The following is a 14,464-nucleotide window of genomic DNA, read 5'->3' on the forward strand; positions in this document are numbered from 1 at the left end:
CACGCTGTTGAGTTCTCAAGGAACGGACACTTCCTTCAGGCCGCTCTCGCAGGCCCTCCGGGCGTTTCGTTCGTTCTGCATTCAGCTTATCAGACAGATTTCGTTTCGGTTTCACCGGAACTTCATCGGGTCGTTGTGCTGGGTTCACCATCGCCTCGCGGCGACTCGAGCAACCATAGCCGGTTCCGGCCGGTCCGCCTAATCGAGGATGGTGCGGCCTCGACCAGGCGTCCGAGGGGAACGGTGCATCCGGCACGCCGGGGGCGATCGTCCGAATCACCCGTATGCCGTAGAGTGCGGCGCGTCAACCAAGAGGACTAGACCACTTGGGATCCGAGGGGCGTGACCGACCGACGGATGCCTCGCCTTTCTGTCACAAGATGTCCGTAGTTGTCATGATTTAGGCTTCTGTCGACTCCATCCCGCCGCTGTCTGCGGCTGCTCGCTGTGCTCCGCACCTGGGAGGCTCCACCATGACCACTGTGACGTCGCCGCTCACCGGCCGCGCCATCGGGCTCGCCGCCGTGCCCGACCCCGTCTTCTCCGGCGCGATGGTCGGCCCCGGCACCGCCATCGACCCGGTCCGCGAGCCCACCGTGGCGGTCGCGCCGGTGGACGGCCTGGTCGTCTCCATGCACCCGCACGCGTTCGTGGTGGTCGACGAGGAGGGGCACGGCGTGCTGACCCACCTCGGGATCGACACCGTGCAGCTCAACGGCGAGGGCTTCGAGCTGCTGGTGAAGAAGGGGGACGAGGTCAAGCGCGGGCAGGCGGTGGTCCGGTGGAACCCGGCCGCGGTCGAGGCCGCCGGCAAGTCCCCGATCTCGCCGATCGTCGCGCTGGAGGCCACCACGGACGCGCTCGGCGGCGTCGTCGAGGCCGGCGAGGTGGCCAGCGGCGACGCGCTCTTCTCCTGGCAGTGAGCCGCCCCGCGGAAACGCGGACAGCGAGCCGTCCCCCGTGCTCCGGTGGGACGGCTCCGCACGCCCGGGCCGCCCCGCGGCCGCCCACGGACGCAGTGAAAGGAATTGAAGGACATGGAGAACACGCTGCGCGGCGTGGGCGTCAGCCACGGGGTCGCGATCGGCCAGGTGCGGCACATGGGGACCGCCGTGCTGGAGCCGCCGGCCACCCAGACCCCTGCCGAGGACGCGCCGCGCGAGCAGGCCCGGGCCCGGCAGGCCGTCGACGCGGTGGCCGCCGACCTGATCGCCCGCGGCAACCTGGCCGGCGGCGAGGCGCAGCACGTGCTGGAGGCCCAGGCGCTGATGGCGCAGGACCCCGAGCTGATGGCGGACGTGGAGCGCCGGATCGCCGTGGGCAGCAGCGCCGAGCGGGCCGTCTACGACGCGTTCGCCGCCTACCGGGCACTGCTGGCCTCGGCCGGTGAGTACCTGGCCGGCCGGGTGGCCGACCTGGACGACGTGCGCAACCGGATCGTGGCCCGCTTGCTGGGCGTGCCGATGCCGGGCGTGCCGGACAGCGACGAGCCGTACGTGCTGTTCGCGCGGGACCTGGCGCCGGCCGACACCGCGCTGCTGGACCCCACGCTGGTGCTCGGCTTCGTCACCGAGGAGGGCGGACCGACCAGCCACAGCGCCATCCTGGCCCGGGCGATGGGCGTGCCGGCCGTGGTCGCGCTGCCGGGGGCGACCGGGCTGGCCGAGGGCGTCGTGGTGGCGGTCGACGGCAGCACGGGTGAGGTGCTGGTCGACCCGAACGAGCAGACCCAGGCCGAGCTCCGGCGGGTCGCCGCCGAGCGGAGGGCCGCACTGGCCGCCTCGTCCGGTCCGGGTGCCACCTCGGACGGGCACCGGGTGCCGCTGCTCGCCAACGTCGGCGGTCCCGGCGACGTGCCGGCCGCGCTGGCGGCCGGGGCCGAGGGCGTCGGGCTGTTCCGCACCGAGTTCCTCTTCCTCGACGACTCCAAGCGGGCGCCGGGTGAGGAGCAGCAGATCGAGGCGTACCGCAAGGTGCTGGAGGCGTTCCCCGAGGGACGCGTGGTGGTGCGGGCTCTGGATGCCGGCGCGGACAAGCCGCTGGAGTTCCTGACCCCGGCCGACGAGCCGAACCCGGCGCTCGGCGTGCGCGGTCTGCGGACCCTGCTGGAGCACCCCGAGGTGCTGGACACCCAGCTGCGGGCGCTGGCCCGGGCGGCTGAGGGGCTTCCGGTGCACCTCGAGGTGATGGCCCCGATGGTGGCCGACCGGGTGGACGCCAAGGCCTTCGCTGAGGCCTGCCGGAAGGCCGGGTTGCGGGCGAAGTACGGCGCGATGGTGGAGATCCCGTCGGCCGCGCTGCGGGCCCGGGCGATCCTGCGGGAGGTCGAGTTCCTTTCGCTGGGAACCAACGACCTGGCCCAGTACACCTTCGCCGCGGACCGCCAGGTCGGTTCGCTGGCCCGGCTGCAGGACCCCTGGCAGCCGGCGCTGCTGGACCTGATCGCGGCCGCCGCCGAGGCGGCGCAGGCCACCGGCAAGAGCTGCGGGGTGTGTGGCGAGGCGGCCGCCGACCCGCTGCTGGCCTGCGTGCTGACCGGCCTCGGGGTCACCAGCCTCTCCATGGGCGCGGCCTCGATCCCGTACGTGCGGGCCTCGCTGGCGAAGTTCACGCTGGCGCAGTGCCAGCGGGCGGCCGCGGCGGCTCGGGCGACGGACTCCGCCGAGGAGGCGCGGGCCGCGGCGCAGCAGGTGCTCTCCGGGGAGTGAGTGGAGGCGAAGGGCGCCCCCGTCGGTGGACGGGGGCGCCCTTCGGCGTTCCCGTGGCTACCGGGCGGCCCGGCGGTCGCGGCCGAGCTGCTCGAAGAACCGCAGGTGGTCGAGGTTGTCGACGGAGCCCGGGTTGACGGCCTGGTCGAGCGGGGTGCCGGCGAGCAGGCGCTTGACCGGGACCTCGATCCGCTTGCCGGTGAGGGTGTGCGGCAGGCCGGTGACCGCCACCACCTCGTCCGGGACGTGGCGCGGGGAGAGCTGCTCGCGCAGGGCGCCGCGGATCCGGGCGCGCAGGGCCTCGTCCAGGCTGGCACCGGGGGCGAGGACCACGAAGAGCGGCATCCAGTAGCCACCGCCCGGCTCCTCCAGGCCGATCACCAGGGACTCGGTGATCTCCGGGAGGCGCTCGACGACCTCGTAGATGTCGGAGGAGCCCATCCGAACGCCCTGGCGGTTCAGGGTGGAGTCGGAGCGGCCGTGGATCACCACGGTGCCGCGGGCGGTGACGGTGATCCAGTCGCCGTGGCGCCAGACGCCGGGGAACATGTCGAAGTAGCTGTCGCGGTAGCGGCTGCCGTCGGGGTCGTTCCAGAAGCCGATGGGCATCGAGGGCAGTGGCTCGGTGACGACCAGCTCGCCGACCGCGTCGATCCGCGGGTGGCCCTGGGTGTCCCAGGACTCGACGGCGGCGCCCAGGCAGGGGGCCTGGATCTCGCCGAGGTGGACCGGGAGGGTGGGGACACCGCCGACGAAGCAGCTGCAGACGTCGGTGCCGCCGCTGACCGAGGCCAGCCAGACGTCCGGCTTGACCTCGTCGTAGATCCAGCGGAAGCCGTCGGGCGGGAGCGGTGAACCGGTGGTGCCGATCGCCCGGACCGCGCTCAGGTCGAGGTCGCGGGCGGGGTGCAGCTCAGCCTTGCGGCTGGCGATCACGTAGGCGGCGGAGGTGCCGAGCACGGTGGCGCGGCTGCGGGCGGCGACGGTCCACAGCGCGCCGGTGTCGGGGTGGCCCGGGCTGCCGTCGTAGGTGACCACGGTGGCGCCCACCAGCAGGCCGGCCACCAGGAAGTTCCACATCATCCAGCCGGTGGAGGTGTACCAGAGGAAGCGGTCCTCGGGGCCGAGGTCCAGGTGCAGGCCGGCCTGCTTGAGGTGCTCGACCAGGATGCCGCCCTGGCTCTGCACGATGGCCTTGGGCAGGCCGGTCGTGCCGGAGGAGTAGAGCACCCAGAGCGGGTGGTCGAACGGGACCTGCTCGAAGACCGGCTCGGTGTCGGCCGCGGTGAGGTCGTCCCAGTGCAGGGCGCCGGCCGGGGCGGGCGAGCCGAGCAGCGGGACGTGGACCACCGCGCGCAGCGTGGGGAGTTCGCGGCGCAGTTCGGCGACCACGTCGGTGCGGCCGTGGTCCTTGCCGCCGTAGCGGTAGCCGTCGACGGCGAAGAGGACCACCGGCTCGATCTGCTGGAGGCGGTCGAGCACGCTGCGGGCGCCGAAGTCGGGGGCGCAGGAGGTCCAGATCGCGCCGATCGAGGCGGTGGCGAGCAGGGCGACGATGGCCTGCGGGATGTTGGGGAGGTAGGCGCCGACCCGGTCGCCCGGACCGACGCCCTGGGCGCGCAGGGCGGCGGCGAGCGAGCCGACCTGGCGGCGCAGCTCGGCCCAGCTGAGGGTGGCGGGGTGGGCGGTGCCGGCCTCGACCGTCGCCTCGTCCAGGTGGACGATCGCGGGGCGGTCGGCGTGCGCGGGGTCGGTGCCGAAGCGCAGCGCGTGCTCGGCGTAGTTGAGGTGCGCGCCGGGGAACCAGCGGGTGCCGGGCATCGCGGGGGCGCCCTCGGGCCCGGTGAGGACGGCGCTCGGCGGGGTGCTGAAGCGGACGTCGAACCAGCTGGTGACGGCCGTCCAGAAACGGTCGAGGTCCGCGGTGGACCAGGCGTGCAGGGCGGCGTAGCGGGCGGCGGCGGTGGCGTCGTCGGGGGCCGGGGCGAGCGGGGCGGCCGGCGCGCCGTGGTGCTCGGCGGCCCAGGTCTGGAAGGCGACGAGCCGGGTGGCGGCCGCCTTGGCGGGGTCCGGGCGCCAGAGCGGTGCGTCGGGGTGGTCCTGGGGTGGAGTGCTCACGGTAGTGGTCTCCCGGCCGAAGGATGGGGCGGGGGCGTCGCGGGTGGCGCGGCGGCCCGTCCGGTGCGTGCTGACGCTGCAAGACCCTGCCATGTGATCGTCGGGTGCGCCAGGGGTGGCAGGGAACGGGCCCGTGCGCACCCACCCGTCCTGATCGGGTGGGTGCCGGCGAGCGGGCTGGGTGTGGTCAGCCGCGGGTCAGGCGGTCGAGGGCGAGGGCGGCGAGCAGGGCGGCCGCGTCGGCGAGCACGGAGTCGTCGTAGGCCGCCTCCGGTGCGTGGTTGTAGGGGGCGGTGAACGGGTCCCGGTCGGTGGGGCAGGCTCCCACCATCAGGTAGGCGGAGGGGACCAGCTCGCCGATCACCGCGAAGTCCTCGGAGCCGGCGATCGGCCGGGGCATCTCCACGAAGCGTTCGGCGCCCAGGAGTCGACGGGCGGTGTCGGCGGCGAAGGCGGCCTCGGCGGGGTCGTTCACGGTGACCGGGTAGCCCTCGTCGATCACCGCGTCCACGGTGAGGCCGTGGGCCTCGCCCACCCCGCGCACCAGGCGCGGCGCCTCGGCGAGCACCCGGGCACGGGCCTCGGAGGAGAAGGAGCGGATCGTCGCCTCGAAGACGGCCTCGTCCGGGATCACGTTGCTGGCGGTGCCGGCGTGGAAGCTGCCGACCGTGATCACCACCGGGTCGAAGGCGTCGAACCGCCGGGTGACCATGGTCTGCAGGGCCGTGACGGCCTCGCAGGCGGCGGGGATCGGGTCGAGCGCGAGATGCGGGCTGGAGCCGTGGCCACCGCGGCCGCGCATGGTCACCGTCAGCCGGTCGGCGGCGGCCATGATCGGGCCGGGGCGGGTGGCCACCCAGCCGTTCGGCAGCTGGGCCGCGGAGACGTGCAACGCGTAGGCCGCGACCGGGAGTTCACCGGATGCGGTCAACACGCCCTCGTCCAGCATCAGTTGGGCACCGCCATCGCCCTCCTCGCCGGGTTGGAACATCAGGACGACGCTGCCGGGCAGTTCGGCGCGGCGCTCGGCGAGCAGCCGCGCGGCGCCGACCAGGGCCGCGGTGTGCAGGTCGTGGCCGCAGGCGTGCATCACACCGGGCCGCTGGGAGGAGTACGGCAGGCCGGTGGCCTCCTGGACGGGGAGGGCGTCCAGGTCGGCGCGGAGCAGCACCGTGGACCCCGGGCGGTCGCCGCGGAGCACGGCGGTCACCGAGCTGAGGGCCTTGCCGAGGGTCAGTCGGTACGGCAGCCCGTCGAGCGCGGCCAGGACCTTCGCCTGGGTCAGCGGGAGGTCCAGGCCGATCTCGGGCTGCTGGTGCAACTCGCGGCGCAGGATGGCCAGTTCGGGCTGGAGCAGGGCGGCGGACTCGCGCAGGGTGGGCAGCGGGGTGGGCATGGGCGGTGGGCCTCCTCGGGATGGTGTCCTGCGGCCATGCTGGCGGCTCCGGGCGGATCGGGAGCCGGTGCTGCGCGAAACAGGGCGAGATCGCCGAGTTGGAGGGGTGGCGGAAGCGTCAGGCCAGGCGGGGGAGGCGGTCGTGGAACCAGGCCTCGGCGATGCGGGTGTGGAAGGCGAAGGCGAGCGGGGTGGGGAGGTCGATCAGCTGCCAGCCCTCGGTCTCGTCGGTCGGCTTCGAGGGCGGGAGGTCCGCGAGGTCCTGGGCGGGCAGCAGGCCGAAGAGACAGAGGAAGCCGCCGGTGGTGTCGGAGTCGGTACCGACCAGGGTGACCTCGGCGGCATCGGCCAGGATGCCGGTCTCCTCGCGCAGTTCGCGCACCACGGCCTGCTGCCAGCTCTCGCCGTAGTCGACGTAGCCGCCGGGGAGGGCGAGTTCGCCGTTGCCGGGCTCGATGGTGCGGCGGATCACGACCAGACTGCGGCCGCCGTCGGGCCGGTTGACCGGAAGCAGGGCGACCGTCACGGGCAGCGGGTTGCGGTAGCTGATCTCCCCGCAGCCCGGGCAGGTCCGCGGCCAGGCCACCGTCCCGGCCGGGTAGGCGGTGCCGCACCAGTGGCAGTGCGCGCCGGGGCCGAACCCGGCGGGACGATCGGCCTCGCGTGTGGTCATGGACGGGATGCTAGCGGCCGGGCCGGTGGCGGGCGCGACGCCGGTGGGGATCACTCGCCCTCCTCCCGGATCGGGCGGAGCAGGGCGGGGTGGAGCAACCGGGCGTCGCCGGTGCGGTAGTTGCGAGCGCGCGGGCCGCCCTTGCTACCGCCGCGCTCGGTGGTCGTACCGGTGCTCTCGACGAAGCCGGGGACGGAGAGCACCTTGCGGTGGAAGTTGCCGGCGTGCAACTTCTCGCCCCAGACCGCCTCGTAGACGGCGCGCAGCTCGGGGATGGTGAAGTCGTGGCGGAGGAAGGCGGTGGCCAGCGGGCTGTACTCCAGCTTGGCGCGGGCACGGTCCAGCGCGTCGGCGAGGATCCGCGCGTGGTCGAAGGCGAGTTGGAGGGGTGGGCCACCGACTCCACCCGCCGCGCCGGGGGCACCCCCGTGGTCCCCGGCGCGGAGGGTGGAGTCGGTGACCGCGGACGCCGCGGCCGAGTCGGCCGAGGGCTGGGTGTGCGGCCGGGCGGTGGGGCTGGGGAGCGACAGGGCGGTGACCGGGTGCCAGGCGGCCGCGGAGGCGTCGCTGCCGGCCCGCGGATCCGGGAGGTCGGGGGCGAAGGCGAGGTAGGCGACCGAGACCACGTGCATCCGCGGGTCGCGGTCGGGGGCGCCATAGGTACCGAGCTGCTCCAGATGGATCCGGTCGAGCAGCTCGCCCGGGTCGGCCTCGGCGGCCGTCAGGCCGGTCTCCTCGGCCAGCTCGCGGGCGGCGGCGGCCTCCAGGCCCTCCTGGCCGGCCCGCAGGAAACCACCGGGCAGCGCCCAACACCCCTGGTAGGGCGGGCCGCCGCGCTCGACCAGCAGGACGTGCAGGGCGGACTGGCGGAGGGTCAGGGCCACCACGTCGACCGTCACGGCGACGGGGGCGTAGGCACGCGGATCGTAGGCGGCGAGGAACTCGCTCTCCCCCGGGCGCTCGGCGGACACGGCGGCCGGCTGCTGCTCGGTGGCCATGGCACCTCTCCCCTCTCCTGCCCGGCCCGAACACCCCGACTGGTTGTTCTCGGCCTGAGAACAACGTAGCCCAACCGCGCGAGCGGGCCAAGCCCTTTTCCGGGCCTCACCCGTTCGGCGCAGTACGGAGAATGGGAGGGGATGGGAGGGGAGGAGAGGAAGGTGGCGTGGTGACCACGACCGGGGCGGGCGGGTTCGCCCAGGCGCTGGCGGCCGGGCCGCTGGTGCTGGACGGCGGGCTGTCCAACCAGCTGGCCGCCGCCGGGCACCAGCTGACCGACGAGCTGTGGTCGGCCCGGCTGCTGGTCGACGCCCCCGGGGCGCTGGTGGCGGCGCACCGCGCGTATCTGCGGGCGGGCGCCGAGGTGGTGACCACGGCCGGCTACCAGGCGAGCTTCGAGGGGTTCGCCCGCCGCGGCATCGGCCGGGCGGGGGCGGAACGGCTGCTGCGGCTGAGCGTGGAGCTGGCCCGCGAGGCCGTGGCCGACGAAGAGGGCCACGAAGAGGGCCACGAAGCGGGCCACGAGGGGAGCGCCGAGCGGCGGCGGCGTTGGGTGGCCGCCTCGATCGGACCGTACGGGGCCGTGCTGGCCGACGGCTCCGAGTACCGCGGCCGGTACGGCCTCGGCATCGGCGAACTGGAGCGGTTCCACGGGCCGCGGGTGGAGGCCGTGCTGGCGGCCGGCCCGGACGTGCTCGCCCTGGAGACCGTGCCGGACGCCGACGAGGCGGTGGCGCTGCTGCGGGTGGTGCGCGGACTCGGGGTGCCGGTCTGGCTGTCGTACACCGTCGCCGGCGACCGGACCCGGGCCGGCCAGCCGCTGGCGGAGGCGTTCGGGCCGGCCGCCGACGCGCCCGAGGTGCTCGCGGTCGGGGTGAACTGTTGCGCGCCGCGGGACGTCGCCGAGGCGGTCCGGATCGCCGCCCGGGTGACCGGGAAGCCCGTGGTGGCCTACCCGAACTGCGGCGAGGAGTGGGATCCGGCCACCCGCGACTGGCGGGGCACGCCGGTCGGGCCGGCCGCGTCGGCCGGCGGCTGGGTCGCGGACGGCGCACGGCTGGTGGGCGGCTGCTGCCGGGTGGGGCCGGACCGGATCCGGGCCCTGGCGGCGGTGTTGGGCCGGCCGGTCTGACGTCAACCCCGGGTTGCCCACACGGCAGCTGACGAGCGGCGAAACGGCCGAGAAACGGTGGGCGACGTGCGCGGCCGGGGGATCGCCTGGCAGACTCGGCATGATGCCCCCGTAGCCGACATCATCACAACCTGTGCGACATTGTCGGCCGTCGATCAGTGGAGGTCCCCCATGCCCGGCCCGATCCAGTCGCTCTCCCGGGCCGCCGCGATCATGCGGCTGTTGGCCGGCGGCGAGCGCCGGCTGGGCCTCTCCGAGGTCGCCACCTCGCTCGACCTGGCCAAGGGCACCGCGCACGGCATCCTGCGCACGCTGCAGCAGGAGGGCTTCGTCGAGCAGGACCCGGAGAGCGGCAAGTACCAGCTGGGCGCCGAGCTGCTACGGCTGGGCCAGAGCTACCTGGACGTGCACGAGCTGCGGGCCCGCGCGCTGGTCTGGGCGGACGACCTGGCCCGGGCCAGCGGCGAGACGGTCTACCTCGGCGTGCTGCACCAGCGCGGCGTCCTGATCGTCCATCACGTCTTCCGGCCGGACGACACCCGCCAGGTGCTGGAGGTCGGCAGCATGCACCCGCTGCACAGCACGGCGCTGGGCAAGGTGCTGCTGGCCTACGACCCGGTGGCCCGCGGCGAGCTGGGCGAGCAGCCGCTGGAGGCGTACACCAACCGGACGCTGACCAGCCTGGACGACATCGACGCCGAGTGCGCGCTGATCCGCGAGCGCGGCTGGGCCGACGCGATCGAGGAGACCTGGGAGGGCGTGGCCTCGATCGGCGCGCTGATCCAGGACCGGCGCCGCAACCCGGTCGGCGCGGTCTGCGTCAACGGCGCGGTGGAGCGGGTCTGCCAGGACGGCTTCGTCCGCTCGGAGCTGGTCGCCTCGGTGCGCAACGCGGCCCGGGCGATCTCCCGGGACCTCGGCGCCGGCCGGTTCTGAGGCGGCCGACCGGACCGGTCACTCCTGGACAAAACGTCGTGGGGCGGGCAGCAAGACTGTCCGCCCCACGACGTTTTGTCCGTTTTTCAGCACTGTCGCCACCCGGCCGGGGAGGGGTGGATCACAGGGAGGTAACCGTCCCTTGACGTGCGGGCTGCCAGCAGGAAAGCTTCCGCCTAGCGGTTCGACATTGTCGAACGGCGGCCGGAGGGAACGTACCCAGGTACGAACCGCCGGAGACCGCTCGACTGCCCGGCCGCTGGGCTGCTTCCCGGGGACGGGACGCCCGAACCCGCCACGGTCCCCCCGCCGTGGTGCTCCCCCCACCTGCCTGCCACGGGCTCACCCTCAAGGCAACGGCCATACGGACAAAGGAGTCTTTGTGTCCGCCTTCTCCAACGGCGACATCTTCGTCGGCGAAACGCTCGGCACCGCCGCGCTGATACTCCTCGGTGGCGGCGTGTGCGCCGCCGTCACGCTCAAGAAGTCCAAGGCCCAGAACGCGGGCTGGGTGGCGATCACCTTCGGCTGGGGCTTCGCGGTCATGATCGCCGCGTACATGGTCGCCCCGAAGTCCGGCGCCCACCTCAACCCGGCGGTCACCCTGGCTCTCGCCGTCGAGAGCGGTGACTGGAGCAAGGTGCCGCTGTACCTCGGCTCGCAGCTGCTCGGTGCGATGATCGGCGCCGTGCTGGTCTGGCTGACCTACCTCGGCCAGTTCCAGGCCAACGAGGAGCCCACCCTCGGCATCTTCGCGACCGGGCCCGAGATCCGGAACCCGATCCAGAACCTGCTGACCGAGATCATCGCCACCATGGTCCTCTGCATGGCCATCCTCACCCAGGGCCTGACCAAGGGCGTCGGCCTCTCCGGCATCGGCGTGCTGATCACCGCCTTCACCGTGGTCGGCATCGGCCTCTCGCTCGGCGGCCCGACCGGCTACGCGATCAACCCGGTCCGCGACCTCGGCCCGCGCATCGTCCACTCGCTGCTGCCGATCCCCAACAAGGGCAGCTCGGACTGGAGCTACGCCTGGATCCCGGTGGCCGGCCCGATCATCGGCGGCCTGCTCTCCGGTCTGCTCTACAAGGGCCTCTTCTAACCCCGTCCGGGGTTTGCCCCGCTCCCACCCACGGGGACTGAGACTGCGTCAGACGCACCGGACCCCTCCCCCCATCTGAGCCGAGGACTTCGCATGACCACTGGCAACTACATCGCCGCGATCGACCAGGGCACCACCTCCAGCCGCTGCATCATCTTCGGCGCCGACGGCCGGATCGTCTCCGTCGACCAGCAGGAGCACCGGCAGATCTTCCCCCAGCCGGGCTGGGTCGAGCACGACGCCAGCGAGATCTGGACCCGGGTGCAGTCCGTGGTCCGCGGCGCGCTGGAGAAGGCCGGCCTGACCAAGGACGACATCCGCGCGATCGGCATCACCAACCAGCGCGAGACCACCGTGCTGTGGGACAGGAACACCGGCGAGCCCGTGCACAACGCGCTGGTCTGGCAGGACACCCGCACCGAGGCGCTCTGCCGCGAGCTCGGCCGCAACGTCGGCCAGGACCGCTTCCGCCGCGAGACCGGCCTGCCGCTGGCCAGCTACTTCGCCGGCCCGAAGATCCGCTGGCTGCTGGACAACGTCGAGGGCCTGCGCGAGCGCGCCGAGGCCGGCGACATCCTCTTCGGCACCATGGACACCTGGGTCATCTGGAACCTGACCGGCGGCGTCAACGGCGGCAAGCACGTCACCGACGTGACCAACGCCAGCCGGACCATGCTGATGAACCTGCACACGCTGGCCTGGGACGACAAGATCGCCGAGTCGATGGGCGTGCCGCTGGCCGTCCTGCCGGAGATCCGCTCCTCCGCCGAGGTCTACGGCGAGGCCGTCGGCGACCTGGCCGGCGTCCCGGTCGCCTCCGCGCTCGGCGACCAGCAGGCCGCGCTGTTCGGCCAGACCTGCTTCGACGAGGGCGAGGCCAAGTCCACCTACGGCACCGGCACCTTCCTGCTGCTCAACACCGGCGAGAAGGTCGTCAACTCGTACCACGGCCTGCTGACCACGGTCGGCTACCGGATCGGCGAGCAGGCCCCGGTCTACGCCCTGGAGGGCTCGATCGCGGTCACCGGCTCGCTGGTGCAGTGGCTGCGCGACCAGCTCGGCATCATCTCGACGGCCGCCGAGATCGAGACCCTGGCGAACACCGTCGAGGACAACGGCGGCGCCTACTTCGTGCCGGCCTTCTCCGGCCTGTTCGCCCCGTACTGGCGCTCCGACGCCCGCGGCGTGATCGCCGGCCTGACCCGGTACGTCACCAAGGGCCACCTGGCCCGCGCCGTGCTGGAGGCCACCGCCTGGCAGACCCGCGAGGTCGTCGACGCCATGGAGAAGGACTCCGGCGTCGAGCTCACCGCCCTCAAGGTCGACGGCGGCATGACCTCCAACAACCTGCTGATGCAGAACATCGCGGACGTGCTGAACGCCCCGGTCGAGCGCCCGTTCGTGGCCGAGACCACCGCGCTCGGCGCCGCCTACGCGGCCGGCCTCGCGGTCGGCTTCTGGAACGACCTCGACACCCTGCGGGCCAACTGGCACCGCGCGGCCGAGTGGACCCCGCGCATGGACGAGGCCACCAGGGAGCGCGAGTACAAGAAGTGGCTCAAGGCCGTGGAGCGCACCATGGGCTGGGTCGAGGAGGAAGACCAGGAGAGCTGAGCCGTACGCCGGCCGGGGCGATGACGCCCCGGCCGGCTCACGAGTTTTCCCCGGCCTCCCCGGAGGCCGAACCGCAATTCGAGAGGAGAACCGGCGCCGCCCGCACCGCGGCCCGGAACACACACCATGGCAACCATCCCGACCCTGGGCGCCGAGCGCACCCCCGGCCGCACCGCTTCCCGCGCCGAGACCCGTGAGCTGCTGGGCAAGGCGACCTACGACCTGCTGGTGATCGGTGGCGGCATCCTCGGCACCGCGGTCGCCTGGACCGCCTCCCAGGCCGGCCTCAAGGTCGCCATGGTGGACGCGGGCGACTTCGCGGGCGCCACCTCCAGCGCCTCCTCCAAGCTGGTCCACGGCGGTCTGCGCTACCTGCAGACCGGCGCGGTCAAGCTGGTCGCGGAGAACCACAAGGAGCGCCGCGCGCTCTCCACCGACGTGGCCCCGCACCTGGTCAACCCGCTGACCTTCTTCGTGCCGGTCTACAAGGGCGGCCCGCACAGCGCCCCCAAGCTCGGCGCCGGTGTCTTCCTCTACTCCGCGCTCTCCGCCTTCCGCGACGGCATGGGCCGGGTCTCCACCGCCGCGCACGCCGCGCAGCAGGTGCCCGCGCTGCGCACCGAGGGCCTGCGCTCGGTCGCGGTCTACGGCGACCACCAGATGAACGACTCCCGGGTCGCCGTGATGACCGTCCGCGCGGCCGTCGACGCCGGCGCCGTGGTGCTCAACCACGCCGAGGTGACCGGTCTGCGGTTCACCGCCGGCCGGGTGACCGGTGCCGAGCTCAAGGACCGGCTGGACGGCACCGAGTTCGGCGTCAACGCCCGCCTGGTGCTCAACGCCACCGGCCCGTGGGTGGACCACCTGCGCGCGATGGAGGACGCCGGCTGCGCGCCGAGCATCCGCCTCTCCAAGGGCGCCCACGTGGTCGTCAAGCGCCGCACCCCCTGGCGCGCCGCGCTGACCATCCCGATCGACAAGTACCGGGTCTCCTTCGCCATCCCGTGGGAGGACCACGTCCTGCTCGGAACCACCGACGAGGAGTACACCGGCGACCCGAAGGACGTCCGGGCCACCGACGCCGACATCGACCAGATCATGGACGAGGCCGGCCACGCGATCCGCGACGAGCACCTCGACCGCGACCTGATCACCTACTCCTTCGCCGGCCTGCGGGTGCTGCCGGGCGGCCCCGGCGACACCGCCGCCGCCAAGCGCGAGACCGTGGTGACCGAGGGCAAGGGCGGGATGCTCTCGGTGGCCGGCGGCAAGTGGACCACCTACCGGCACATCGGCCGGACCGTGCTGGAGAAGCTGGCCCACGTCCGCGGCACCGGGATCGGCGACGACCTCAACCCCATCCCGGCCACCGTCCCGCTGCCCGGCATCGGCGCGCCGAACGCCGTCGCGCACCGGCTGCTGATCGACCGTGAGCCCGGCTCGCGGATGGAGCCGCTGGTCGCCAAGCACCTGGCCAGCCACTACGGCACGCTCTCCTTCGACATCGCGCGGATGATCGCCGAGGACCCGTCGCTGGGCGAGCCGATCCACCCGGACGGCCCGGACGTCTGGGCGCAGGTCGCCTTCGCCGCCGACAACGAGTGGGCGTACACCGCGGACGACGTGCTGCGCCGCCGCACCACCATGACGGTGCGCGGCTTCAACACGCCGGAGATCCAGCAGCAGGTCACCGACTTCCTGGCCAAGCGGGCGCAGGACTGAACGGTCGAGGGCTGATCTGACGCGCCGGTGGGCGGGACCTCTTCGGGGTCCCGCCCACCGGCGT

General features: G+C 73.4%; 11 protein-coding genes. 7 read left to right on the top strand and 4 right to left on the bottom strand.

Annotation, left to right across the window (positions count from 1 at the left end; genetic code table 11):
• Nucleotides 1–473 precede the first annotated feature (473 nt).
• Together ACIGXM_RS32535 and ptsP are read left to right on the top strand one after the other, a co-directional pair.
• Nucleotides 474–923 carry a PTS glucose transporter subunit IIA gene (locus tag ACIGXM_RS32535; protein ID WP_396567290.1) on the top strand — a complete coding sequence of 150 codons (450 nt, stop codon included), beginning with the start codon at nucleotides 474–476 and terminating at the stop codon, nucleotides 921–923.
• 114 nt (nucleotides 924–1,037) lie between these two features.
• Nucleotides 1,038–2,708 carry a phosphoenolpyruvate--protein phosphotransferase gene (gene ptsP, locus ACIGXM_RS32540; RefSeq protein ID WP_396567291.1) on the top strand — a complete coding sequence of 557 codons (1,671 nt, stop codon included), beginning with the start codon at nucleotides 1,038–1,040 and terminating at the stop codon, nucleotides 2,706–2,708.
• A gap of 57 nt (nucleotides 2,709–2,765) precedes the next feature.
• On the opposite strand, the gene ACIGXM_RS32545 is transcribed toward ptsP, so the two are convergent.
• The 4 genes from ACIGXM_RS32545 to ACIGXM_RS32560 form a co-directional block, all read right to left on the bottom strand.
• Entirely contained in the window at nucleotides 2,766–4,826 is a 2,061-nt protein-coding gene (locus ACIGXM_RS32545) for an acetoacetate--CoA ligase (RefSeq protein WP_396567293.1), read from the bottom strand.
• A 187-nt stretch (nucleotides 4,827–5,013) separates the two neighbouring features.
• Nucleotides 5,014–6,222 carry a M20 family metallopeptidase gene (locus ACIGXM_RS32550; RefSeq protein WP_396567295.1) on the bottom strand — a complete coding sequence of 403 codons (1,209 nt, stop codon included), beginning with the start codon at nucleotides 6,220–6,222 and terminating at the stop codon, nucleotides 5,014–5,016.
• 118 nt (nucleotides 6,223–6,340) lie between these two features.
• Nucleotides 6,341–6,895: an NUDIX domain-containing protein gene (locus ACIGXM_RS32555; protein WP_396567297.1), complete on the bottom strand. Its 555-nt coding sequence runs from the start codon at nucleotides 6,893–6,895 to the stop codon at nucleotides 6,341–6,343.
• Nucleotides 6,896–6,945: 50 nt separating this feature from the next.
• Nucleotides 6,946–7,893 carry an NUDIX hydrolase gene (locus ACIGXM_RS32560; protein WP_396567299.1) on the bottom strand — a complete coding sequence of 316 codons (948 nt, stop codon included), beginning with the start codon at nucleotides 7,891–7,893 and terminating at the stop codon, nucleotides 6,946–6,948.
• A gap of 170 nt (nucleotides 7,894–8,063) precedes the next feature.
• On the opposite strand from ACIGXM_RS32560, the gene mmuM reads away from it, so the two are divergent.
• The 5 genes from mmuM to ACIGXM_RS32585 all read left to right on the top strand — a co-directional run bounded on the left by mmuM (nucleotide 8,064) and on the right by ACIGXM_RS32585 (nucleotide 14,400).
• Nucleotides 8,064–9,026 carry a homocysteine S-methyltransferase gene (gene mmuM, locus ACIGXM_RS32565; protein ID WP_396567437.1) on the top strand — a complete coding sequence of 321 codons (963 nt, stop codon included), beginning with the start codon at nucleotides 8,064–8,066 and terminating at the stop codon, nucleotides 9,024–9,026.
• A 171-nt stretch (nucleotides 9,027–9,197) separates the two neighbouring features.
• Nucleotides 9,198–9,962 (top strand): IclR family transcriptional regulator, encoded by a 765-nt coding sequence (locus ACIGXM_RS32570; protein ID WP_396567301.1) that lies wholly within the window; start codon nucleotides 9,198–9,200, stop codon nucleotides 9,960–9,962.
• Between the two features lie 382 nt (nucleotides 9,963–10,344).
• Nucleotides 10,345–11,064, top strand: coding sequence for an MIP/aquaporin family protein (locus ACIGXM_RS32575; RefSeq protein ID WP_396567303.1), 720 nt, complete (start codon nucleotides 10,345–10,347; stop codon nucleotides 11,062–11,064).
• A 93-nt stretch (nucleotides 11,065–11,157) separates the two neighbouring features.
• Nucleotides 11,158–12,678, top strand: a complete 1,521-nt coding sequence (gene glpK / locus ACIGXM_RS32580; protein ID WP_396567305.1) for a glycerol kinase GlpK — start codon at nucleotides 11,158–11,160, stop codon at nucleotides 12,676–12,678.
• Nucleotides 12,679–12,804: 126 nt separating this feature from the next.
• Complete coding sequence (locus ACIGXM_RS32585; RefSeq protein ID WP_396567307.1) at nucleotides 12,805–14,400, top strand: FAD-dependent oxidoreductase; 1,596 nt, start codon at nucleotides 12,805–12,807, stop codon at nucleotides 14,398–14,400.
• Nucleotides 14,401–14,464 lie beyond the last annotated feature (64 nt).

Origin of the sequence: Kitasatospora sp. NPDC052896 (assembly GCF_044547075.1) — a bacterium.
In the GTDB taxonomy this organism is placed as follows: domain Bacteria; phylum Actinomycetota; class Actinomycetes; order Streptomycetales; family Streptomycetaceae; genus Kitasatospora.

Bases quoted from the DNA above. Each gene is read 5' to 3' on its own strand.
- ACIGXM_RS32555 (WP_396567297.1), bottom strand. From the start codon at position 6,895: ATGACCACACGCGAGGCCGATCGTCCCGCCGGGTTCGGCCCCGGCGCG.
- glpK (WP_396567305.1), top strand. From the start codon at position 11,158: ATGACCACTGGCAACTACATCGCCGCGATCGACCAGGGCACCACCTCC.
- ACIGXM_RS32535 (WP_396567290.1), top strand. From the start codon at position 474: ATGACCACTGTGACGTCGCCGCTCACCGGCCGCGCCATCGGGCTCGCC.
- ptsP (WP_396567291.1), top strand. From the start codon at position 1,038: ATGGAGAACACGCTGCGCGGCGTGGGCGTCAGCCACGGGGTCGCGATC.
- ACIGXM_RS32560 (WP_396567299.1), bottom strand. From the start codon at position 7,893: ATGGCCACCGAGCAGCAGCCGGCCGCCGTGTCCGCCGAGCGCCCGGGG.
- ACIGXM_RS32550 (WP_396567295.1), bottom strand. From the start codon at position 6,222: ATGCCCACCCCGCTGCCCACCCTGCGCGAGTCCGCCGCCCTGCTCCAG.
- ACIGXM_RS32585 (WP_396567307.1), top strand. From the start codon at position 12,805: ATGGCAACCATCCCGACCCTGGGCGCCGAGCGCACCCCCGGCCGCACC.
- ACIGXM_RS32570 (WP_396567301.1), top strand. From the start codon at position 9,198: ATGCCCGGCCCGATCCAGTCGCTCTCCCGGGCCGCCGCGATCATGCGG.